The 23,899-nt window shown below is 45.2% G+C and carries 20 protein-coding genes and 1 tRNA gene; 12 read left to right on the plus strand and 9 right to left on the minus strand.

What is annotated here, in order from left to right:
• The first annotated feature begins 50 nt into the window (after positions 1-50).
• The gene (locus tag DXN04_RS22065; protein ID WP_116855575.1) at positions 51-1,508 is read left to right on the plus strand and encodes an alpha/beta hydrolase-fold protein; all 1,458 of its coding nucleotides are present in this window, start codon (positions 51-53) and stop codon (positions 1,506-1,508) included.
• Positions 1,509-1,675: 167 nt separating this feature from the next.
• Here the strand turns inward: DXN04_RS22065 and DXN04_RS22070 are convergent, their stop codons facing one another.
• Positions 1,676-2,716, minus strand: coding sequence for an NAD(P)-dependent alcohol dehydrogenase (locus DXN04_RS22070; RefSeq protein ID WP_116855576.1), 1,041 nt, complete (start codon positions 2,714-2,716; stop codon positions 1,676-1,678).
• Between the two features lie 283 nt (positions 2,717-2,999).
• Here DXN04_RS22070 and DXN04_RS22075 point away from each other — a divergent pair, with 283 nt between their 5' ends.
• The 5 genes from DXN04_RS22075 to katG all read left to right on the plus strand — a co-directional run bounded on the left by DXN04_RS22075 (position 3,000) and on the right by katG (position 9,450).
• Positions 3,000-3,548 (plus strand): YdeI/OmpD-associated family protein, encoded by a 549-nt coding sequence (locus DXN04_RS22075; RefSeq protein ID WP_116855577.1) that lies wholly within the window; start codon positions 3,000-3,002, stop codon positions 3,546-3,548.
• Between the two features lie 93 nt (positions 3,549-3,641).
• Positions 3,642-4,544 carry a lysophospholipid acyltransferase family protein gene (locus tag DXN04_RS22080; RefSeq protein ID WP_116855578.1) on the plus strand — a complete coding sequence of 301 codons (903 nt, stop codon included), beginning with the start codon at positions 3,642-3,644 and terminating at the stop codon, positions 4,542-4,544.
• A gap of 37 nt (positions 4,545-4,581) precedes the next feature.
• Complete coding sequence (locus DXN04_RS22085; protein ID WP_116855579.1) at positions 4,582-5,613, plus strand: fatty acid desaturase family protein; 1,032 nt, start codon at positions 4,582-4,584, stop codon at positions 5,611-5,613.
• A 56-nt stretch (positions 5,614-5,669) separates the two neighbouring features.
• Positions 5,670-6,902 (plus strand): vWA domain-containing protein, encoded by a 1,233-nt coding sequence (locus tag DXN04_RS22090; protein WP_147320030.1) that lies wholly within the window; start codon positions 5,670-5,672, stop codon positions 6,900-6,902.
• Between the two features lie 289 nt (positions 6,903-7,191).
• Positions 7,192-9,450, plus strand: coding sequence for a catalase/peroxidase HPI (gene katG / locus DXN04_RS22095; RefSeq protein ID WP_116855581.1), 2,259 nt, complete (start codon positions 7,192-7,194; stop codon positions 9,448-9,450).
• A 172-nt stretch (positions 9,451-9,622) separates the two neighbouring features.
• Here the strand turns inward: katG and DXN04_RS22100 are convergent, their stop codons facing one another.
• On the minus strand, positions 9,623-10,588 hold the full coding sequence (locus DXN04_RS22100; protein ID WP_116855582.1) for an aldo/keto reductase: 966 nt from the start codon (positions 10,586-10,588) through the stop codon (positions 9,623-9,625).
• Positions 10,589-10,647: 59 nt separating this feature from the next.
• Between DXN04_RS22100 and DXN04_RS22105 the strand changes: the two genes are divergently transcribed.
• Positions 10,648-10,962: a winged helix-turn-helix transcriptional regulator gene (locus DXN04_RS22105; RefSeq protein WP_116855583.1), complete on the plus strand. Its 315-nt coding sequence runs from the start codon at positions 10,648-10,650 to the stop codon at positions 10,960-10,962.
• 199 nt (positions 10,963-11,161) lie between these two features.
• On the opposite strand, the gene DXN04_RS22110 is transcribed toward DXN04_RS22105, so the two are convergent.
• Positions 11,162-13,666 carry a family 43 glycosylhydrolase gene (locus DXN04_RS22110; protein WP_116855584.1) on the minus strand — a complete coding sequence of 835 codons (2,505 nt, stop codon included), beginning with the start codon at positions 13,664-13,666 and terminating at the stop codon, positions 11,162-11,164.
• Between the two features lie 71 nt (positions 13,667-13,737).
• On the opposite strand from DXN04_RS22110, the gene DXN04_RS22115 reads away from it, so the two are divergent.
• Positions 13,738-14,772, plus strand: coding sequence for a WG repeat-containing protein (locus DXN04_RS22115; protein WP_116855585.1), 1,035 nt, complete (start codon positions 13,738-13,740; stop codon positions 14,770-14,772).
• 41 nt (positions 14,773-14,813) lie between these two features.
• On the plus strand, positions 14,814-17,042 hold the full coding sequence (locus DXN04_RS22120) for a S41 family peptidase (RefSeq protein WP_116855586.1): 2,229 nt from the start codon (positions 14,814-14,816) through the stop codon (positions 17,040-17,042).
• A gap of 26 nt (positions 17,043-17,068) precedes the next feature.
• Here the strand turns inward: DXN04_RS22120 and DXN04_RS22125 are convergent, their stop codons facing one another.
• Positions 17,069-17,560, minus strand: a complete 492-nt coding sequence (locus tag DXN04_RS22125) for an SMI1/KNR4 family protein (protein ID WP_199415107.1) — start codon at positions 17,558-17,560, stop codon at positions 17,069-17,071.
• A gap of 279 nt (positions 17,561-17,839) precedes the next feature.
• Between DXN04_RS22125 and DXN04_RS22130 the strand changes: the two genes are divergently transcribed.
• Positions 17,840-18,439 (plus strand): hypothetical protein, encoded by a 600-nt coding sequence (locus DXN04_RS22130; protein ID WP_116855587.1) that lies wholly within the window; start codon positions 17,840-17,842, stop codon positions 18,437-18,439.
• 11 nt (positions 18,440-18,450) lie between these two features.
• On the opposite strand, the gene DXN04_RS22135 is transcribed toward DXN04_RS22130, so the two are convergent.
• Positions 18,451-19,086, minus strand: coding sequence for a VOC family protein (locus DXN04_RS22135; protein ID WP_116855588.1), 636 nt, complete (start codon positions 19,084-19,086; stop codon positions 18,451-18,453).
• Positions 19,087-19,623: 537 nt separating this feature from the next.
• Positions 19,624-19,696, minus strand: a tRNA-Lys gene (locus tag DXN04_RS22145).
• Positions 19,697-19,833: 137 nt separating this feature from the next.
• On the opposite strand from DXN04_RS22145, the gene DXN04_RS22150 reads away from it, so the two are divergent.
• Positions 19,834-20,700, plus strand: a complete 867-nt coding sequence (locus DXN04_RS22150; protein WP_199415108.1) for an alpha/beta fold hydrolase — start codon at positions 19,834-19,836, stop codon at positions 20,698-20,700.
• A 65-nt stretch (positions 20,701-20,765) separates the two neighbouring features.
• Here the strand turns inward: DXN04_RS22150 and DXN04_RS22155 are convergent, their stop codons facing one another.
• The 3 genes from DXN04_RS22155 to DXN04_RS22165 form a co-directional block, all read right to left on the minus strand.
• On the minus strand, positions 20,766-21,956 hold the full coding sequence (locus tag DXN04_RS22155) for a M20 metallopeptidase family protein (RefSeq protein ID WP_199415109.1): 1,191 nt from the start codon (positions 21,954-21,956) through the stop codon (positions 20,766-20,768).
• Between the two features lie 93 nt (positions 21,957-22,049).
• Positions 22,050-22,748 carry a hypothetical protein gene (locus tag DXN04_RS22160; protein ID WP_147320031.1) on the minus strand — a complete coding sequence of 233 codons (699 nt, stop codon included), beginning with the start codon at positions 22,746-22,748 and terminating at the stop codon, positions 22,050-22,052.
• Positions 22,735-23,277: a hypothetical protein gene (locus DXN04_RS22165; protein WP_116855592.1), complete on the minus strand. Its 543-nt coding sequence runs from the start codon at positions 23,275-23,277 to the stop codon at positions 22,735-22,737. The genes DXN04_RS22160 and DXN04_RS22165 overlap by 14 nt, the downstream gene beginning before the upstream one ends.
• Positions 23,278-23,440: 163 nt before the next feature.
• Here DXN04_RS22165 and DXN04_RS22170 point away from each other — a divergent pair, with 163 nt between their 5' ends.
• Positions 23,441-23,851, plus strand: coding sequence for an ester cyclase (locus DXN04_RS22170; RefSeq protein ID WP_116855593.1), 411 nt, complete (start codon positions 23,441-23,443; stop codon positions 23,849-23,851).
• The last annotated feature ends 48 nt before the right edge of the window (positions 23,852-23,899 follow it).

Raw genomic sequence — 23,899 nt, forward strand, 5'->3', positions numbered from 1 at the left:
AAAAGATATAAAAATTCTCTTTAAATTAGGCAGAAGACACATACGCTGTTATGAAACCAATTTCCGTTTTTGTTTGCTCAATGCTCTTTTGCATTCAATCCTTTGCCCAACAAATCAGCGTCAGTTTTCCTGATAGCCTGCTTTCCACCCCATTTTCCGGCAGCATCCTTTTTTACTTATCCAAAACCGCGAAGGAACCCAGGCTGGCTTCGTCCCTGCTGGACAACGCGCCCTGTATAAGAATGGATGTAGAAAATGTACATCCCGGAGAAACCGTGTTGTTGAAATCAGGGTTCACTTATCCGGTACCTATGCATGACCTGGAACAGGGCGATTATATTATCCAGGTAGTATGGGACCGTAATCTGGGCGGCCAGTTTATAGGGCAGTCACCCGGCAATTTATATAGCGCTCCGCAAAGGATAACAATCCGGCGGGAGAGTACGCAATTTGTGAAGATTGTAGCTGATAAGATAATTCCTGCATATTCTTTCAGGGAAACGGAATATATGAAGGAGTTCAAAGTACCTTCTGCATTGCTGGGCGGGTTTCATCATACACCTTATTCGCTGAATGCAGCGGTCCGCTTGCCGAAGGAGTATTATACCGATCCTAAACGGCGGTTTCCTGTCAAGTTTGTAGTATTTGGCTACACCGGCAATTACCATTATTTTTCGGGCTATCCGAATCCCATGGAGCCTATAGATACCATTCCCTGTATTGGTGTGTACCTGGATGGAAATTGTCCATCAGGTCATAGTGTATATGCAAACAGTGATAACAATGGTCCATGGTCCGATGCACTGATCAAAGAATTTATTCCACAGCTGGAGAAACAGTATCGCTGCAATGGCGCGCGTTTCCTGTATGGACATAGTAGTGGCGGATGGACAGTATTATGGTTGCAGACGCAGTACCCGGATCAATTTACGGCCTGCTGGTCCAGTTCTCCTGACCCGGTAGATTTTCACAGCTTCATGAAGATCGACATGTATGCACATGAGAACATGTTTTATGATAAAGATAGTACCCTGCGTCCACTAGGTACCATCGCCGGACAAGTGCCCTGGATCTACATGCGCAATGCATACCAGATGGAAGATGTCATTAACAGGGGAGAACAGATGCATTCATTTGATGCCGTGTTTGGACCGAAGGGAGCAGATGGTATTCCGCTGCGGATAGTAGATACAAAGACCGGGGAAATAGATAAGACGGTGTTTAATCACTGGAAGCAATATGATATTACAGCTTATCTGCTGCAGCACTGGGAAGAGATTGGAGGAAAATTGAATGGTAAAATAAGGATTACGGTGGGGAACCAGGATAATTTCCTGCTGAACTATCCTGTCAGGTTAATGGAGGAGAAGATGAAAAAGCTGCATGCGGATCTTGAATTTGCATATTATCCCGGGGATCATTTCACGGTACAGACGCAGCAATGGCTGAGAGAGGGAAATACTTTTTTAGAGCGCAGGTATATAGAATGGCTACAGCATAAAAAATAATAAATCATTTATGAAAGAGGGAATTCCCTAAGGGGAATGAAATCTATTTCAGAAGAGGTTGTATCAAAAGTAAAGTTCCCGGAATTTAATTCGGGGTCCTGACGGAGAGAATTTTTGTTTATGTACTTCTCAATGCCTTCAGATTACTTTTGATACAACCTCTTTATTTATAAGGTACTCATATCAATTACAAAACGATAAAGTACATCTCCTTTCTCCAGGCGCTCAAGAGCGGTATGGATATCCTGTATTTTAATCACTTCCACATCGGCAACGATGTTATGTTCAGCGCAGAAGTCCAGCATTTCCTGGGTTTGTGCCAGGCCACCTGCACCCGAACCAGTGACCACCTTATTACCTGCAACAAGACTGAGTGAAGGAATAGACCAGGGTTTTGAAGGTATACCTACATTGATATAAACGCCGTTGGTCTTCAGTGCGGCGAGGTAAGGATTGATATCATGATCGGCAGCTACCGTGTCGATAATGAAATGGAAGGAGCGCTGTACTGATTTGAATTGTTCTTCATCCGTAGTTACGACGAAATGATGTGCGCCGAGTTTTGATGCGGCTGCCCTTTTTCTTTCTGAGGTACTGAGTACGGTTACTTCGGCACCAAATGCCACGGCAAATTTCACGGCCATATGACCCAGGCCTCCCAGGCCCACTACGGCCACTTTATGTCCCTTGCCTATATTCCAGTTGCGTATAGGAGAGTAAGTGGTGATACCTGCACATAGGAGCGGTGCTACGCCTGCCAGCGGCAATGTATCTGCAATATGGTGAACGAATTCTTCCCGCACCACGATGAGATTGGAGTAACCGCCGTAAGCAGGGGTACCATCTTTTTGCAGGTTATTGTATGTCTGCACAGGGCTCACCTGGCAGAACTGCTCCTGGTCATTGCGGCAGTCTTCACATTCCATGCATGCATCTACCATCACACCTACTCCACCAAGATCTCCGACTTTAAGTTTAGTCACATGTTCACCTGCTTCAATCACCCTGCCTACGATTTCGTGACCCGGTACCATGGGAAAGATGCCGGGGAACCAGTCGTTCCTGATGCAGTGAAGGTCTGTATGGCAAACACCACAATATAATATTTCGATCAGTACGTCGTGAGGTGTCAGGGCTCTTCTTTCGAATGTCCAGGGGGAGAGTTCAGTGCCGGCTTGTAAGGCGGCATATCCTTTGGCTGCAATCATCTTGTAGTTTTTAGATCAAAGTTAAAGGGAGCTGGCAGGGGAGCATTTAAGTATTCAAAGGGAAAATTATAGTTTTCAAAGTGGGCCTGGCTAAGCAGGGTATTTTGGAACTACTGAAGCTCCTGACATAGGGCTGTCACATCCCCCCAATAGCTTTGTGCTATAAACCTAAAAGTTAAATGATCACTCAATTCGCACACTTAAACCCAATGTTCGGCATTACCGGCGCCAGCTATCACCTGGCAGGCCTCCTCCTTGTAAATATGATCTTAATCACCTTGAAATGATGGAAGCAGTAACCTTTTGTCCGGCCAACAGGCAGGAATGGCGGCAATGGCTGCAGGAGCACCATGCCAGTGCCCGGTCAGTATGGCTGGTGTATTATAAAAAGCAGGCGAACCGCCCTACGCTCAGCTGGAGTGAAGCTGTAGATGAAGCCCTTTGTTTTGGGTGGATTGACAGCACAGCCCGTACTATTGATGAAGAAAAGTTCATGCAGTTCTTCACAAAGCGGAAGGCAGGGAGTGTCTGGTCAAAGATCAACAAAGAAAAAATAAAGCGACTTACGGCAGCCGGATTAATGACTCCTGCCGGCCGTAAATGCGTGGCCCTGGCCCGGAAAAATGGTAGCTGGTCCATCCTGGACGAGGCCGAAGCCCTTATCATCCCCAAAGACCTGGAGCAAGCTTTTACATCCAGGCGTGGTTCAAAGGCTCATTTCAGGAGTTTAAGCCGGTCAGTGCAAAAAACCTACCTCCAAAAACTTGTACTGGCTAAACGACCGGAAACGCGCTTAAAAAGGATCCAGGAAATAGTTAATCTGGGTGAGTAAACGAAATCGTTTGCTCACCTTTTTATATTTATTCTCAGAAATTATTAAATACTAATAAATTAACATACATTTACCCCAAAACTTTAGAGAAAATTGTCCTTTACCTATTACCTACTGCAACTGATTGTCTACGGCCTGGCGCTTTTGCCTTTTCGGGTATTGTATCTGCTGGCTGACGTAATGTATGTGCTGCTTTATCATGTCCTTTCCTACCGGAAAAAGGTTGTCATGAGTAATCTTCGTGCTTCGTTCCCCGAAAAGTCGGAACAGGAGCTGAAGAAGATCTGCAAAGATTTCTACCACTATCTCTGCGACATGTTCCTCGAAACATTCAAAACCCTTACCATCAGCAAAGAAGCCATGGTGAAAAGGTGTGCTTTTACGCCTGAGACCATTGCCCTCTTTAACCAGCTGGCGGAGGAAGGTAAGAGTGTGATATTGGTAATGGGGCACAAGGGCAACTGGGAATGGGCGGGTAATTCGTTCAGCATTTTGCTCAAGCAACAGTTGTATGTGATCTATCATCCGCTGTCCAACAAGAATATGGATGCGCTGATGTATAAGATGCGGACCCGTTTTGGCACTAAGTTGTATGCCATGCAGGATACATTCCGCGAGATGGTAAAAAACAGGAAAGAAATAAACGCCACTGCATTCATAGCCGATCAGTCACCACAACCCGCTACCGCACACTGGACAACATTTCTGAACCAGGATACGCCCGTCTTTAAAGGAACTGAAAAGATTGCGCAGAAAATGAACTACCCGATTGTGTATGTGGCGGTGAACAAGGTGAAGAGAGGTTACTATTCAGTAGAGGCATCCATGCTGATTGAAGCACCCACCACGCTGGCAGAGGGCGAGATCACAGATATTCATACAAAGCAGCTGGAGCGTGATATTATAGCCCAGCCATCCACCTGGTTATGGTCACACAGGAGATGGAAACATAAACGCCAACCACAACCGCAGGAAGAAGCGGTAGCAAGCATATAATTCCGATTTACACCACAACGTTAAAATTAAACATCCTATGCGCGAAGGGAAAGACCTCATCCTGGCAACGAAACCTTATGCCAATGAAATCAGGTCCAGGAGCTGGTTCCACCTCATTACATCTTTGGGCTTGCTGATCCTCGCTTTGAGTGGCACGCTGGTATTGCCTTACTTTGTAGCAAGACTTGCTGCCAGCATTTTTGCAGGATTACTGATTGTGCGGACCTTTGTGATCTATCATGATCACCAGCACCATACCATATTACACAATTCAAAGCTGGCCGATGCTATCATGACGATTTTCGGGATTTACATCCTGGCACCTACCAGTATCTGGAAGAGATCTCATGACTATCACCATAAACATAATTCCAAATTGTTCAGCGCCAGCATTGGCTCCTACCCTATTGCCACCAGGCAGAAGTTTGAGCAGATGAGCCGTAAAGAAAGGAGGTCTTACCTCTTCACCAGGCATCCGCTGACCATCCTGGCAGGTTACCTGTCTATGTTTATGATCGGTATGTGCCTGCAATCATTTTTGAGTAGTCCGAAGAAGCACCTGGATAGTTTACTGGCGCTGGTACTTCATTTCTGCGGTAGTGCTGCCATCGTGTATTTCCTGGGCTGGCAGGCATGGGCCCTGTTTATCCTGATTCCATTTTCCATTTCCTGCTGTATGGGGGCTTACCTGTTTTATGCCCAGCATAATTTCCCGGGAGTGACGTTCAATGATAATGAGGATTGGTGCTACCATGAAGCGGCACTATTGTCATCCAGTTTTATGGTGATGTCACCATTTATGAACTGGGTAACCGCGAATATCGGTTATCATCATATTCACCATCTGAATGCGCGGATTCCATTTTACCGTTTGCCGCAGGTGATGGCTGACATTCCGGAGCTGCAGGATGCTAAAACAACCAGTCTGCGGATCAGGGAGATTATTGCCTGCTTAAGGCTGAAAGTATGGGATCCTCAGCTGAAGCGGATGATCACCCTGCGCGAAGCGGCGGAGCTGAAAGCGCCGGCTTATAAGGTAGCCAGTCCGCAACCTTTAGGTTTTTCTTAACATTTATATTTATGGAAAAAGGATTTTCTGCGAATCATGGTAGAAAATCCTTTTCCATGAGTCCAAAGTACCTTATCCCCGTAAGCACCTTTTTCTGTGCTTTGCTATTAATGGGCGCTGTGAGAAAGCGTTCCGCTGCTGTTGCCCCACCTTCGGATATAGATTCTCCCTACACGCTTGCTGATTCCCCCTACTCAACTGCTGATTCCCCCCGTTCCCAGGCTAAAATCCAGGTTGTTTTTGCACTGGATGCTACAGGTAGCATGTCAGGTTTAATTGGCGCTGCCAAGGAAAAGATCTGGTCTATTGCCGGCAGCCTGGCACAGGCCGATCCTGCACCGGCGATTGAGATAGGCCTGATCTTTTACAGGGACAGGGGCGACCAGTTTATAACAAGAAGAGTCGCATTATCCGGCGATATGGATGATGTGTATGAGCAGCTGATGCAGATGACGGCAGATGGCGGAGGGGATAGTCCGGAAAGTGTGAACCAGGCCCTGAATGAGGCAATCACGAAGTTTAAATGGGATACTGCAGGCAGTACCTATAAGACGGTGTTTTTAGTGGGAGATTGTCCACCCCATATGGACTACAGGGATGATGTGAAGTACCCGGTGAGTTGTAAGCTGGCCACACAGAAAGATATTGTGCTGAATACGATCCTGATGGGAGATAATTATAATGCGAAAAAGATATGGAGAGATATTGCCCAGTGTAACCAGGGAAGCTTCACGCAGGTGAATATGGATGCAAATGATATACAGGTAAATACTCCGTATGATGACCAGATAGCGCAATTATCCGACAGGCTGGACGACAGCAGGATCTATTATGGAAATGCGGAGGAAAAGACCGCTTATTCAGCGAAGGTGTCTAAGAGTAAATATATCAGTTCAAATGTGTCTTCGAATGTAAAGGCTCAACGTGCGGAATATAATACAACAAAGGCAGGAAAAGGAGCTTATTATGGTAAGAAGGAATTGCTGGAGAATTATAAAGATAAGTCGGTATCTGTAGAGGCAATAAAAACGGAGGAACTGCCGGATGAAATGAAGACCATGACGGTAGCGGAGAGAGAAGGGTATTTAAAGAAGAAGGTGGCGGAAAGAGATAGCTTAAATAAGGAACTGGCAAAGTATGTGAAGCTGAGGCAGGAGTATATAGAGAAAGATCTGAAGACAAGGAACGCTGCGGATGTGGACAGTTCATTTACTAATAAAATATATAAGAGTATTCAGAAGCAGACAGAAAAGAAAAAGATCTATCTGAAAGCTGATGCAAAGTATTAAGAACAGATTTAGGATTTGTATTTTAATTTTAGGTTTTGAAACACCCCGGGGTATCTACTCCGGGGTTATTTTTTTGTGAAAAAAAGAAGATTTCTTTTGTCAGAATGGAAAGAGTCGTTTTATTTGAACAAACTTGTCCTATTATTAGTTATTAATAAATGCCCCTATATAGATTTAAACTATTAAATTATAGAATATATTAATTTCGTTTATATCTCTAAAGTCCTAATTTTAGCATCCCGATTACATAAACAGGTACGCATTCATTTAATACCATAAACTAAAAACAATGGGAAAAGAATCAAACGACATCAGCAAATGTCCTTTCCACAATGGCAGTATGAAAAACACAGTTGCTGGTGGCGGCACCAGAAATCGCGACTGGTGGCCCGATCAACTCAAACTCAACATTCTCCGTCAGCACTCGCCTTTATCTAACCCTCTTGGCGACGAATTTAACTATGCCGAAGCCTTTAAAAGCCTCGATCTCGAAGCTGTAAAAAAAGACCTTCATGCCCTCATGACTGATTCTCAGGAATGGTGGCCGGCTGACTTTGGCCATTATGGTCCTTTATTTATCCGTATGGCATGGCATAGTGCAGGTACTTACCGTGTGACTGACGGACGTGGTGGTGCTGGTTCGGGTCAGCAACGTTTTGCGCCGCTCAACAGCTGGCCTGACAACGTGAGCCTGGACAAAGCCCGCAGGTTGCTCTGGCCTATCAAACAAAAATATGGAAACAAGATTTCGTGGGCTGACCTGATGATTCTGACCGGAAACGTTGCGCTTGAATCCATGGGCTTCAAAACCTTTGGCTTCGCAGGCGGACGCGTAGATAAATGGGAACCTGAAGAAGATGTATACTGGGGTTCTGAAACTACCTGGCTGGGCGGCGACGTGCGCTATGCACATGGCTCAGAAGGTGTGGTGGCAGAACATGGTGTACTGGTATCAGATGATAATGCGGATGGCGATATTCACTCCCGCTACCTGGACAAACCCCTGGCTGCCGTGCAGATGGGTTTGATCTATGTAAACCCTGAAGGACCGGATGGTAATCCTGATCCTGTTGCCGCTGCCAAAGATATCCGTGATACCTTTGGTCGTATGGCAATGAATGATGAAGAAACTGTTGCCCTCATTGCAGGCGGACACAGCTTTGGTAAGACCCACGGTGCAGCTCCGGCTACGCACGTAGGTAAGGAACCTGAAGCCGCCGGCATCGAAGCACAGGGCCTGGGTTGGAGCAACAGCTATGGCTCCGGTAAAGGTGCAGATACGATTACCAGCGGGCTCGAAGTAATATGGACAAAAACACCTACCCAATGGAGCAATAACTTCTTCGAAAACCTCTTCGGCTTTGAATGGGAACTGACCAAGAGCCCTGCAGGTGCACACCAATGGGTAGCTAAAGATGCTGATACTATTATTCCGGATGCATATGATCAGGGCAAAAAACACCGTCCGACTATGCTCACTACCGACCTTTCTTTAAGGTTCGACCCGGCATATGAAAAGATCTCAAGGAACTTCCTGGAAAACCCGGATGCCTTTGCAGATGCTTTTGCAAGAGCATGGTTCAAACTTACTCACCGTGATATGGGACCTAAAGTACTGTATCTCGGACCTGATGCACCACAGGAAGATTTGCTCTGGCAGGATCCGATTCCGGCTGTAGATCATGAGCTGGTGAATGATGCGGACATTGCTGCACTGAAAGAAAAAATCCTGGCTTCCGGTCTCAGCGTCTCTGAACTGGTGTCTACTGCATGGGCTTCCGCTTCCACCTTCCGTGGTTCTGATAAGCGTGGTGGTGCCAATGGTGCACGCATCCGTCTTGCGCCACAGAGATACTGGAAAGTAAACAACCCTACCCAGTTACAAAAGGTATTGGATACATTGACTGCTATCCAGAAAGAATCAGCTAAGAAAATATCCATTGCTGACCTGATCGTACTGGCAGGGAGTGCCGCGATTGAGAAAGCGGCGAAGGATGCCGGTCACGACATCACCGTACCATTCACACCTGGTCGTATGGATGCTTCGCAGGAGCAGACAGATGTAGAGTCTGTAGGCTACCTGGAACCTATAGCGGATGGTTTCCGTAACTACCGCAAGTATAAATCATCCGTGTCTACAGAATCATTGCTGATTGATAAAGCACACCTGCTTACACTTACAGCTCCTGAGCTGACAGCGCTGATGGGTGGTCTGCGTGTCATCAATATCAATTATGATGGATCTGGTGATGGTGTATTCACTACTACGCCGGGCAAACTGACCAATGACTTCTTTGTGAACCTGCTGGATATGAATACTGCATGGAAAGCAGTATCTGCAGACCAGGAATTATTTCAAGGTACGGACCGTGCCACCGGCAATGTGAAGTGGACCGCCACCCGTGCTGACCTGGTATTTGGATCCAATGCAGAGCTGAGGGCGATTGCTGAAGTGTATGGTAGTGCAGATGGTAAAGATAAGTTTGTGCAGGACTTTGTGAAAGTGTGGACGAAGGTGATGAACCTGGATAGATTCGATGTAAAATAAAAGAAACAGAGGTTGTATCAAAAGTAAAATCCCCGGATTAAATCGGCTACCTGGGAAAGAGAATTTTCGTTTTTTAATTCTCAATACCCTCAAATTACTTTTGATGCAACCTCTTTTTTATTTGAAATAGGTTTTCATCCCCTTTGGTGAATTCCCTCTTTCATGAATATTTTTATTTGCTATAAGGCATCATCTCCTGTACATTGAGCGTAGCCGGATATACCAGTGCGGGCTGTGTAACCGTATTTAAACGTGTCATCTGCTCCGCATTCAGCTCCAACGCAGCAGCCCCTATACACTCATTCAACTGCTCCAGTGTCCTCGCTCCTATGATTGGAAATACCCCTTTGGCTTTTGCCCAGGCAATCGCTACCTGTCCCGTTGTGGCATCCAATTCAGCGGCAATGACATTCATTACATCCAGGACTTCATTCTCCGTACCAATTCCCACACTTCCCATCATCGTAATACGCCCCGTTTCCCCCTTCCTGTATTTCCCCGTCAGTAATCCCCCTGCCATTGGAGAATAGCCCATGATAGCCAGTCCCAGTTCATTGGCCATAGGAAAATATTCCTGTTCAGTAGCACGCTGCAACAGGTTGTATTCTATTTGTACAGCCGTCAGCGAAGTCTTCATAGCCACAGCCGTACTGCGCCAGGGAGAGAAATTAGATAAGCCGGTATACAGCACTTTGCCGCTTTTCACCAGGTCTTCCAGTCCTCCCGCTATTTCAGCAGCCGGGGTAAACTGGTCATCAAAATGTGCCAGGTACAAATCGATATAATCCGTCTTTAAGCGGCGTAAGCTCCCTTCTACTGCCGCTCTCATCGCCTTTCGATGATTACCGGTGTTGGCAGGTGCAGGTCCGGCAGGATTGCCCCTTGCATATTTAGTAGCGATGATATAATTACTCCTCTTGCCCGTGATGAAATCTCCAATCATAGTCTCCGCTTCTCCTAACTGGTACATATCGGATGTATCAATGAAGTTGCCGCCCTGGTCGGTGTATGCATGGAAGATTTTACGTGCTTCGTCCTTTGCTGCGCCATACCCTTTTGCAGTACCGAAGTTGCCGGTACCCAATGCCATTTCGCTGGCAAACAGACCAGTTTGTTTGCCTAATAATTTGTATTTCATTTTACGAAACTAGCTACATTTGTCTATTCATTGATCAATACTAAGGTCTACCTTACTATATGGAAAATCAACAATGTACGCCACTCCTATCGGCAGTAGATGACGCGCTGTATGTGATAGGCGGTAAGTGGAAACTAAGGGTGATTACAGCCTTGCTGGATAATCCATCCCGCTTTAATGAAATACAAAGACTGGTGCAGGGAATTTCTGCGACGGTGCTTTCTACTGAATTGAAGGCACTGGAGTTGAATGGATTTGTACAAAAAGTGGAAGATACTTATCGACTCACGGATTATAGTCATACGCTGTATGATGTAGTGATGGCACTGGGCAAGTGGGGTAAGTTGCATGCCCAGGCCATCCGGGTAAAATAGGTGTAATTACTTCAGTTAATAACTGATAATAATTACCACTGCATCTGTTGTTCATGATTGGACTGTAACATGGCCAATTATGCATTGAACTGTAACATGGCCCTTCATGTATTGAATAGTACCATCGCCCATTATGTATTGAACAGTACCATCGCCCATTATGCATTGGACCTTAACATCGCCCATCATGCACAGCTGACTAGTTTTCCACCCTGCAATTGAGCAATCCTGTTCCTGTATCTGTTGATATGATGAAATTGTCAAAGGTCGTATTAGCCGCATGTACCCGCAGGCCAGCCTTACCACTGATGAAAGGATTCGGGTCCGTGTATTCAATGACGGGAGTAAGCATATCATTCAGGTAGATCTTTATATCCGCACCATTGATCACTGCCCTGAGTTTGTAAGTTTGTCCGGCCGTCAGCGCCTGACTTTTGTAAGCAAGTGTCGTCCAGTTAAAGTTTTCCTTTCCAAACACAATTCCACCCGCCTCTATACCTGCATAATATCCCTGCTGGTAGTCAGAACTGGTAGCAGTAGACTGCCCAAACTGCTCCGCAGCAGGGTTGCGGGAACGGAAGATCAAACCACCATTACCGGCAGAAGGACATGTCAGGTCTGCTTCTACAGAATAATCCGTCCAGCCTGTATTGCCCATGGTTCTTTTTCCAAATCCATTGATGCCGGCTTTGGCGGAAGCTACTGCCCATGGACCGTTGTCATAGTTCCATAATGCGGAGAAACTACCTGCATCGAAATTGTCAGCACCACTGGGAGTGATCGTGCTACCTGTTTCGAATTTCAATGTAGCAAAATCAAATTCACCTTCTACGGTTTCCAGGCGAATGGTATGATTGCCGGCGGGAAGGGCCAGGTTCTTTAAGACAGCTGTACGCCATGCCGTCCAGGCACCCGTAGCAGGAATGGCTATGACCCCTGATACATCGGCACCATCACAGTATACGCGCAGTTTGCAGGAGGTGTAAGTAGTGGCATATCTCAGACCCAGGTGATAGGGTCCCGTTGCCTGAACGTTTACATTGTAATTGTACCATTCGCCGGTTTGGTTCCAGCCTATATTCTCTCCGCCTTCTTCACAATCACGAATGTCCACATTGTCTGAACGATATTTGCCTCCGGTATTACCAGCAGAAAGGTCGTGGTAGCCAACTCCTTCCCCACCCTCATTGTAATGCACGGCAGGGAGCGTACCGGGAACAGGTTTATAAAAACTGAAGACACCACTGCCATTCACCTTATTGCTAAAAGCTGTATAGCCAAAATCGGCATGATCGCTATAGGTGGTGACACCAATTTTACCGCCACTGGTAATGTTTGCAGTACGCGTAGATTTCAGCATACCATCTACATAAATCCTGAAAGTAGTGCCTTCTTTTTCTATCCTGATCACATGCCATTTCTGGTAATCATACCCTGGAGGCAGGGCGATGGCATTTACACCGATGGAGGTACCATTTACCTTGATATCTGTTTCCAGTGTGTTGTCATAACTACTGAGCAATGCAGTGCCGTAAGTGTTTTCATCGATGTAGGAAAACACTGCGCCGAAGCGGGCGGCATTGGACCCCCTCCCCATTTCTTTCATATTGAATTCTGCCGTGTAATTTGCTGCACTGGCAGTGGTATTGATTTGCTTATACCAGGTAGTGGTCGTCTTCGTATCCTGCCACATTAATTCCTGGTTGTAGATGCCCCAGGTGCCACCATTGATATTGGTCCAGGTGCCACCGATGTCCGTCCGGTCAAAGCGGTCATAAAAGGTAGGCAATGCAGGTGAGGGTTGTACCCAGTTTGTAGGGCCGTACACCTGGATCCTATCACCATTAAAGCCCATTGGGTCGATATTCAGCTTCCGGTTAGGGCCTACGATACTACTTTGACCAAGCAGGTTATGATAGGTGATGTACCAGCTGTCGAGGTCAGGACCGATAAAGGAACTGCTATGCCCCAGGCCAAAGAAAGTGCCTTCGGTATTGAGCAGGATGGGATTGTTGGCCGCCGCGGTGTAGCTACCTAAAGGAGTGCCTGCAGTAGCATAGTTCACCCGGTAGCCCTTACTGAATACATGGTTGCCGGTGTAAGTGAGGTAGTATACCCCATTGCGTTTGAACAAGGTAGAGCCTTCGGTCCAGCCATTGAGATTGGCTCCACTAAGCGTTGTAGCAGATCCGAGCACGAGAGGACTGCTCATCGCAGCCCCTTGTATGCCACTGCCACCGGCGTTCGTGAAATACATAGCGGCATTGTCATCAATGAAGACCGAACCATCGATAGAATGCCCCAGGTTGCCGGTCTGCAAAGAGAAAGGGCCTGTAGGACTATCGGCGGACAATACATAATGCCCATTACCTGCCGGTGAGGTATACATGTAAAAAGTGCCGTTCCAGTAGATGACTTCAGGCGCATAGGCACCTTTGGAAATCGTGACGGATGCAGGCACCGCCAGCCCTTCGTAGGTCCAGGTGGCCAGGTCCCAGCTGCTCCAGCATTTTACACCACTCTGATCATCGCGGGTACTACAGTACAGGTAGAACTTACCCCTGAATTTAAAAATGTAAGGATCTCCGATACCATATTCTCCCCATTCGTCAGAAAGGGTGCGTGGATTAGTAAGCTGGCAAAATGTTTGAAAGGAACAACACAGGAAAAAAATCAATAAAGGGATTTTGAGGGAATTGATCATAAAATATAGGATTTATACTAATTTATGGAATTTCAATCACCCTGCATCTTTATTATTCTAAACGGAAATTCATGAGAAAAACCTTGCTTATCACAACCCTGCTTTATTGCAGCCATTCACTTGTTGCCCAGGACTTTACCGCTATTTACAATGCAGATTCTTCCCTAACCGGTTTTAAGAACGCCCAATCAGGAGTCGTTCTCGCCCCACAATTTGTACAGGTAGGCGGCAATAAATTCCAGGATGTCGTTGCTGTTATGACAGAGGAGAAAGCGGGTAACTGGCATGGTTACTATTTGTTCCGTTCAATGAAAAAAGCAGGAACAGATAGCTTGTATATGTTTGACAATGCTTTTGATTGTGAGAATGAGGGCTTCATCCGGTTTACAGACCATAAAACTGATAAGACAGGGGTCTTAAACCGTGAAGGAAAGGTGGTAGTGCCGGCGAAGTATAATTATGTTTCCATGGTTACAAATGGCGTTTTAGTGGCGTTGCAGGGCGCGAAAAAGGAACCTGACGGGGAGCATTATTTTTATAGCGGAGGAAAGGTTTCGCTGATAGATACCAGCAATCAGGTATTGGTAGAAGAATTTAAAGAGGTACCGCACCTGAACATGTATTCCCTGCAAATAACTGACCAACCGGCTACAGATACAACGCGGGTAAGTTATAAGGGTGTGAACGGGCTATACTATACGATACAGGTGTTTAATAAAGAGTTTAGTCAGTGGCTGCGCAGGGATCTGCTGCCGGGGCTGACAAAGGAAAAAATGATAACGCATTCATTTCCGGAAATCTCTTATTGGGACGAAGCAAAGGGATGGGTGTTTGAGGATAGGGAGAAGTTTGTAGAGAAGCATTGGGATTATATACAGGCTATGTTCAGGCAAGTAGAGGATTTTACTTTCATGACGGAAGGGCTTAACCCTTATATTTTTGAGGGGCCTCGTTATAATCAGTATATAAACAATTGTTTCCAGGCGAAAGAGTGGCGATATCCGCTGATCAGTGTTTTTATCGGGAACAGTAATGAAAAGGGTAGCCTGGATTTTTTAAGAACGGATGAGGGGTATAGGCTGATTGGGCTGGGCTTTGAGAAATAATAATTTTAGTTATATTAGTACCCTCACCCATATTAGAGAGTATGAAACACCTGTTATTGGTGCTAACTGTATTGTTAACCAGTTCAACCCGGGCCCAGCAAATATTTAATGGAGATTTTGAAAATGGTACCAGCGGATGGACCTTAAATTATGATGTATCAGCCGTCAAAGACTTTATTCCCATACAGGATAGTATTGTGGTACATGGCGGCAGGTATGCAATGCAGCTTGCATGCAAAACTCCTAACAACAATTTCAACAGCTTCAATTTCACAATTCCTGATTTGTATAAAGGGAATAAGATCACCCTGCGGGGTTATATTAAAACAGACCATGTAGATAAAGGCTCTGCTGGGTTGTATATGGAACTCTATGAAGCGAAGGACAGGATCTTTGCAAGTGATTATATGCCGGAAGCCCATATAACAGGGACTAAGGACTGGACGCAGGTGACGATCAGTTTGCCTTATGATGCGAATAGGGTGAATACCATAACCCTTGGCTGCTACCTCGTGGATACAGGTAAAATCTGGATAGATGACCTGGAAGTGCTGGTGGATGATCTGCCGCTGAGCAAGGCGCAGACAGCTACAAGACAGCCTCTTAAGATGCTTTCAGATACCTTATTCAGACATGGTTCCGGCATCCGGGATATGCAGCTCACTCCACAGCAGTTGACCAATTTATCCTATGCCGGGCAGTTCTGGGCCTTTTTGAAATACCACCATCCTGCTATTGCAAGGGGCGACTTTAACTGGGATGCTGAATTATTCCGCTTATTGCCGGGTGTATTAGCAGCGAAAAATAACAAAGCCCTCAGTGCTTCGCTTGAGGCATTCCTCGATAAATTGCCGACACCTGACAGCTGTAAGACCTGCAAAGCAATCGCGGCAAAAAAATATCTATACCGCCCGGATTATGGGACCCTGCTGAATGGGAAAGTCTTAGGTACTACCCTGACAAAAAAACTGGAATACATCCGGGACAACCGTAACATACAGCCGAATTATTATGTCACACTAGGACCGGAAAGTAATCCCGATTTTAGCCATGAAAATGGGTATGCGGACATGCCTTTTCCGGATGCCGGCTACAGGCTGCTTTCCTTATTCAGGTATTGGGGCATTATCAACTATTTCTATCCTTACCGGGATATAATCGGGGAAGACTGGACACTGGTACTGGGCAGTTCATTGCCTGATTTTGTACATGCAAAAAATGAAATGGAATATTCCCTGGCAGTTTTAAAAATAATAGGTAGGATCCACGATACGCACGCAAATATCTATGATGGCAATAGCGCCATTGATTCATTCAGGGGCAGGTATGCAGCGCCATTTAAAGCCATTTTTGCAGAAGGCAAACTGCTGATTACTGATTTGCATACGGATACGCTGGATGTAAAAGAAAAATTGGCCCTGGGTGATATTATTGAGAAAATAGATGATGTACCAGTGGATACATTAATAAAAAAATACCTGCCCTATTCTCCTGCTTCGAATTATGATGTAGTACTGCGCAACCTGCCCGGAATGCACCTTTTAAGAAGTAACAAAACCAGGATCAAGCTCACCATAAACAGGCATGGGCAGCGATTTGATTATGCTGTTCCAATGGTAGATCTCAATAAAGGCAGAAGGAATACGAAACAGGAGCAATACAAGCCGTATACAGTGCTCGACAATAATATTGGACTTGTATACCCGGGAAAATATAGCAATGAGATGCTGCCTGACATCAGGAAGGCATTTTGGGGGGTGAAAGGGATGATTATAGATATGCGTTGCTATCCGTCGGATTTCATGCCCTATACATTTGGGAATTATATCAAGGAAGAGAAAAGCCCGTTTGCAAAGTTCTCAATGGGCACAGTAGAATATCCGGGGGCTTTCCGGTATTTCCCGGATGATGAAGAAAACGGCGGATTAAAGGATAGCCTGTTTAAGGGGCCGGTAGTTGTGATCGTTAACTCATCTACACAAAGTCAGGCGGAGTATACCACCATGGCATTCCAAAGTTCAGCCAATGTAAAGGTCTTAGGTAGTACTACGGCCGGGGCAGATGGTGATGTTTCTTATATTGATCTGCCGGGAGGCATACATACTTTGATAACCGGATTAGGGGTATTTTATCCTGATAATAAACCGACACAGCGTGTGGGAGTATGCATAGATTATCCTTTATATCCCTCGATAAAAGGCTTACGTGAAGGGAGGGATGAGTTGATGGAAAAGGCAATAGAGATGATTGAAAAAAGAAAAACCAGATAATTGCTTATTTAAAGACCATTCACCGATCACTGATCATACGCATCTCCATAATTTTCAAAACTATCTTCCAGCCAGAACCACCTACCGCCTCTGGCGGCATATAGCCGTTCTAACAACTCTGTAAAACTTTTAGCCACCACGACCTGCTCTCCCGGCAATCCATGCCTGTCCCAGAAACTATCGTAGCAACGCCCCTGCCTGTCTACCCCAATGTCGATCGTGATATACTGGGTATTTCCATCCTCAGCAATGATATACCAGTAATGGCTGACATCATCAGGTGCTTCCTCTCCTACTATTACCGGGTTGGCCCGCTGGAAGCCGGGTAACCCGACTATGCGGATGGAATAGTCAGTAGCCGGGAAGAACCGGATAGCACTATAATGTTCCAGGTAATACTTCAGATCATCTGGTAATGGAAAGTCCAGTTTGATAGGCTGCTGCAGGCGTGACACGATACAATCCGGGTCATGCTCAATCTGTGTAATTATATCCAGGTAGTGACCGTACAACATCATCTTCAGAATTTGCGGGCTTATGAAAAATAGTATGCGTAATCACCTGCATGCAGGCCCTTGTCTAAATCGAGGTCAGTAGTGATAACGAAACCTATTTCCACGAAAAAATGGCTAAAATACGATATTCCGGCCACCAGGGAGCCTATTTATGCTGGAATAGATCTTTTGCCGTAATTTTGCCCCCTGCCTTGTTTGGCGGCAAAGCAGGTAAATTTGAAGATTGTACCAGGTCAGTCTGCCGGACGAGGCAATGGACACTACCCAAATTATTAAAGAAAAATGAAAACTGGATTTTCGGGAGTATTGCAGGAAAACCTGCTATTCTGGAACATGTGGAATATAGCGTATGCATACGACCTGCTGGAGAAAAACCACGAAGGTTATGAAGCGCATTTTGAACTGCTGCAGGAGATGTGGGAGTACTGCTGGGCGGCAGTAGCAGAGAGGCGTGTAGACAAGGATGCGTTTAATGAGGTATTTGGCAGGACTTACCCGGCGGAATTTAATGATGAAGGAGAGTTTATCAACCCAAGGAATATACTGCATGAGACGTATGATGATATGCGGGAGGATGTATTAAGTGAGTTTTGCATTACCCTGCTGGTCATTGCGTTTAGCAATATTTATGATGGGGTGATGTCGGGCAGGAGATATGGTGCCCGCGCGGGAGAGTTGCCGATAGAAGTGATACATGGGATTGTGGCTTCTAATGGACCGGAATATGAGTTTTTGTCATTGCCGATTGTACAGAATGAACTGGCCGCACAGGCAAGCTTGCTGCGGGACCTGGGTCAGCCGCAGCAATATACCATTCAGGACAGGCATAAATACAGGGATCTGGCGGCTATGCAGTCGATGCGTTTTATTGAGCAGGGATGATATGCGTTTTATTAAGCAGGGATAATCAGTTGCCCATTTTCATAGAACACTTCCAATGGGAATTTAGCAGCGGGAATATTGGTAGGGAACCAGTTCCTGTTTACCTCAGCAAAAATTAATAATCCATTGTCATCTCCTATTGCTGCAAATTTCTCCATCGGGGGCTGTTTGGCAAAATATTCCAATCCTAATTTTGAAGTATAGTCAGGAACATTGTCTACAGCGATGCCTATCTCACTGATGCATTCTATAGCGGCAATGGTGAAAGGAGAATCACTGCTATTGGGTAAGTCATGGCGGGCGATCAGTTCCAACAGGTTGCCATTATTATCTGTGAAGTATACAGCGTTTGCATTCCAGAGTTTAAATTCGGCAATATTACTTTCGTCGGTTACAGGCAGCAGAGGAGCTTTATCACTGAGCCAGCTGATGGCTTCGGGTAACTGGTTTTGCGGGATGTTGAAGGCGAAATGGTAGATGGGAGAAGGGATGATGTTGTTTGCTGTAAAAGTGAGGATGCTGCTGCCGGCATGCAGGCTGATGCTGGTAGCTGTTTGATGAGATGTTTTGAAACCGAGAGTCTGGGTGTAAAAAAGAATGGTCTGGGAGAGGTTGTTTGTGAGGAGTTTTATTTCTTTTATCTTCATGATTAGTAAACTTTGAAATTATTATAAGTTAACATCTAAACTTTTACCGCCAACTTTTTTGACAGAAAATTCTGCTTAAGCAGGAAGCTCCTGCCGTCGTATGTCAACAAGCCCAAATTGATATAATCAGCTGGTTTTGTAATTCCCAGGTTCTTATATGCTGCTTAAAAAACTGCTTGTCTAACTTTTGCAAAGTTACTCTATCCGGATATAAAAACACACAATACAGTTTCATTGCCAACTGATATGGTTAAATCAGGTTCATATATCTTTCGGGGAAGAATTGTCTTGTTGAAATTGTTGCTTAAAATTCCATAATGCCATCACTAATAAGATGAAGAAACCAGTAATGAATAAGCACGCACTCTTCCATATTTCTTTCACTTTAATTGAAACGCTTTCCAGGAATAGATGCATGTAAAAGCAGATTCCATAGTTTACCAGTCGCTTTCCGTTTAACATAGAAAGCCCAATATATCGCCAACAACAAAAAAGCCGCTTCAATCTTTCGATTAAAGCGGCTTTTAAAATTTCCTGTGATCCCGTTGGGACTCGAACCCAAGACCCATACATTAAAAGTGTATTGCTCTACCAACTGAGCTACGGAATCTGACCACGTTTTCTCTCAAACGGAGCGCGAAGATAAGAAAATATTTATTTCCACCAAATAAGTTTTATTATTTTTGATTTTACGCGACTCTTTTTTATGTTAGCCATCCTCATTACCACTACTCAATCCATTGATAAATGAATAACTGGAATACCGACACCTGCAAAGCTAATAACATCTCCATACACTATACCAGAACCGGTGGTAACAAAGCACCTGTCATCCTCCTTCATGGACTAATGACCAATGGTCTATGCTGGACAAACCTCGCCTATGCACTTGAAAAAGACTACGATGTAATTATGCCTGATGCAAGAGGACATGGCCTTTCCGATGTACCTGATGCAGGATATAGCTATTACGATCACGCCAGTGATGTCATCGGTTTAATACAGGCATTACAACTGAATAAGCCAGTGCTGATTGGTCATTCTATGGGAGGAATGACCAGCGCTGTTTTAGCAGACCGTTCCCCTGAATTGTTCAGAGGCATGGTGCTAGCAGATCCCCCCTTCATCTCTGTAAAAATGCAACGGGAAGTAAGAGATAGTGAGGTGGCTGATCAACATAGAAGAGTACTGCAATTATCACTCGAAGAAATTATAGCTGAAGGCAAGGCAAGGCATCCTCATCGCTCAGCGGCATCTATTGAGCGCTTTGCCAGGGCCAGGTTGCAGACCAGTATGGCCGCCTTTGATGTGCTCACACCACCGTATCCGGATTATAAACAACTAAAGATAAAGATACCGGCGCTACTTGTATTCGGGGATAAAGGTGTAGTGTCAGCTGCGATGGCAGCAGAGCTGCAGGGCCTTCACCCCGGGCTAAAACTGAACAGATCGCACATGCAGGGCATAGCCTTCATATGGATCAACCGGAACGTTTTGCAGCTATCATTCAATCATTCTTGCATTCATTACCATGAAAAAAATCTTAATCGGTACTTCCTGTACATTGCCGGCATTGGTGAGGTTATTAATTCTTTTTGTTCTTTACCCTCATAACTTGTTTGCCAGAAGAGTTTTTCACAGGAGTTGCGCTGCTACTCCAAGCAGGAATTAAAAAGCAATTACTTTTGGTGCCCACTCTTTAACCTGTCCATAATTAACAATGAAAAGCTTTTTACCCCTGCCCTCATACATTCCTCGTCTACTTTAAATCCAGGCGCATGATTCAAGGCAGCTGTTGATCCGCCCAGGAAGAAATAAACACCTTGTACCTTTTGCTGGAAATAAGCGAAATCATCATTAAAATAAGGCACCTGCCCATAATCAGTATGGATCCCTTCCATGGTACTGAGTGCATAATTCGTCAATCTGGCATCATTTACTACAGTAGGGTTTTCCTGTATGAATGACATGGAAAGCAGCTGGTCTCCCACGATGCTCTTAATCCGGGGAATGATTTTTTGCAGATTGGTTTTATCTGTTTCATATAAATACGTTTCCATAAACAGGGTATCCTTCTCTGTGTAAGTATGGAAATTCCTGTCAACGATCCCATAGTCCTTAAAAATAGAATGAGGGTTCATCAGACCGATAGCAGGATCACTGACCAGCTGAATTTCCCAGGGTTTGCTACCCGGCTGTGCCCGTGACAATGACTGGTAGAGCGATGTAGTCAGCTCTTTTGAAAGCACTCCTTTCAATTTTATTCTCACCCTTTTTTGATATGCAAACATCTCATCAGGCTTTACCAGGATCTCCCCTACCGGTAAGGCGGTGACGTGCAGGGCATAGATTTCATCAGGTTTTATTTTGGTGAATACACCCTGATCAACCATGCCTTTTGCGCCTTTGAAGGTTTCCTCTTCCGGCTGGAAAATAAAATAGACAGTACCTGCTAATGTAGCTTTATGTTTAGCCAGGACTTCTGCAATGCCTAATGCAATAGCCATATGAACGTCATGCCCACAGCCATGCTGTATCCCTTTCACTGAAGATGCTAAGTCGTCCGGGAAATCATTCGGCAGGGCATCCATTTCTGCCCGCCAGGCGATCTTTTTGCCGGGTTTGTTTCCTGTTAAGATACCTATTACGCTGTAGCCATAGGTGTCGCTCACTACTTCAAGACCCAGGTGTAGCAGGTGTTGTTTTATATAAGCAGCGGTATGGATTTCATTGCCAGCCAGTTCAGGGTTTGCGTGGAGGTCGCGTCTTATTTTAACCAGTTTATCATAAATACTATCAGTTTGCAAGCTGATTAATTCATGCGTGGTGATTGGCGACCAGCCCAGCAGGGCGATGAGTAGCAGGAACATTTTCATGGATTAAATGTAGGGCATACCAGTTCCTGAAATTTATAAATGTGATGAAATAGGTACAGCGGGTGACAAAACTAACCATGAGGATGCTTACTTCCACCAATCAGTCTCCTTATCTCCCCCTGTCATATCCATAAAATCTTCCCAGCCATTCTTTTTATACTTCTCATTGATAACCACATCTCCTACCCCGCTATCCAGTTCTTCGCTATCCGGCATTCTATAATCCCCCCAATTACACTTTTTACTTTTACCGGTCCTGTAACTCGTCCAGGTGGCCCTGCACTGGTTGTTATCAAAATGATCGGCGATTGCCCACAATGCATCATATTGAAACTTCCCTTTCTGATCCAGGGTAAAGCCGCTGAGCAACTGCCCTTTTATCACCCCACTCCCAGCCTGTGTACTATCTTCATAAAACAATACATCGCAGGTAAGCAAGCCCTCCCTGTAACCCGGAAAATCCTTTGAACGCTGAATACTTGCTTTCCTGACAGTAATGGTACCTGTAAAATTACAGATATTGTTCTTCACCTTCGTTTTACCGTAAACGATATACCGGTAAGGATCCTCCTTACTCTTTGTCACCGTGATATAATGAATAAAAAACCGCTGGTAATTGTCTCCTATATACCCAATCGGTTCGGGAAAAGGGAGGATATCTCCATTCCCCTCTTCCTGGATCTTATCTGCACGCCATAATGGCGTTAAGTCATAATCCTTAATCGCAGCAGTAAAATCCGTAAATGACAGCACTAAGCTAAGGATGAGTTTATTAATCATCATCATCTGAAGATATTGCGTCAATCACATCCTGAATCATTTTATTGGACTCAGTTAAAACCTTCTTATCAATCTGCGATGTCAGGTTTGTATGCTTCAATGTAGCTTGTCCGGCCTTGAGTTCCAGGTGTGCCAGCACATCCTGGCCACCCCAGAAATAATCGTAGATGATAGCCACTCCTTCATCACCGGGTTCCATATACAGCGCGGCACTCTTCAGGACTGCCAGCATGGGCAGGATCTCATAAAAGTTCTCACTAAAGAATCCACTCACAAAGTAATACACACCTTCTTCCCACTTCTCCTGGCTGATGGTTTCTTTGGTGTTCACACAGGATTCAATGACTGCACCATTCGTTTTTTGAAATGCCATAGGAATTTCTTTCAGCGGAGATTTCGAGTACATATCCCGGCTATCCCACCACGATGTCCAGTCTTCATCCGGAACAGGAGGTGTAAGGGCTGCGGTTAAAAAACGATCGAGATTCTCTTTTTTAATTTTAAGTTTTACGAATAAAGACCTGAGTTCTGACATAAGACTTTAATTTGTAGGGGCTTTAATAATATTAGATGATTGTACCCTGGTTCAATATATAAAAAAGATTCAATACTATCGTACATGTGGTTACAAACTCCTTACATCCGGTTAGTCGCCACGCTGCTTCCTGCCCGACCTTTGTAGCACAAAAACGTACATCATGAGTATAGAAAAGAACAAAGCCATCATTGCACAATTTGACACTGCCTGTATAGAACAAAATAACAAAGCAGTCCTGGATGAAATGGTATCTGACAAGGTGATTAACCATGCCACGCCGGCAGGCAGACCTAATGGAAAAGAGAGCTTTCACCACTTCCTGGATGCCCTCCATGCAGGGTTATCAGATATCAGGGTGAGCATATTACGCCAGGTGGCAGAAAATGACCTGGTAGTAACCCATAAATCCATCAGCGGTACACATAGTGGTACCCTGTTTGGTGCTCCCCCAACAGGCAAGGAGCTGAGTTTTGAGGCAATCGAGATCATCCGGCTGGAAGATGGTAAATATGCGGAACACTGGGTACAGAGTAATATGGCTGCTGCTTTAGGGGCAATGCAGGGACATTAATATGCGGCACGCTTAATACAGAGCAAGATGGCAACGGCTTTGGTTGCC

It is taken from the genome of Chitinophaga silvisoli (assembly GCF_003412465.1).
Taxonomy (GTDB): Bacteria; Bacteroidota; Bacteroidia; order Chitinophagales; family Chitinophagaceae; genus Chitinophaga; species Chitinophaga silvisoli.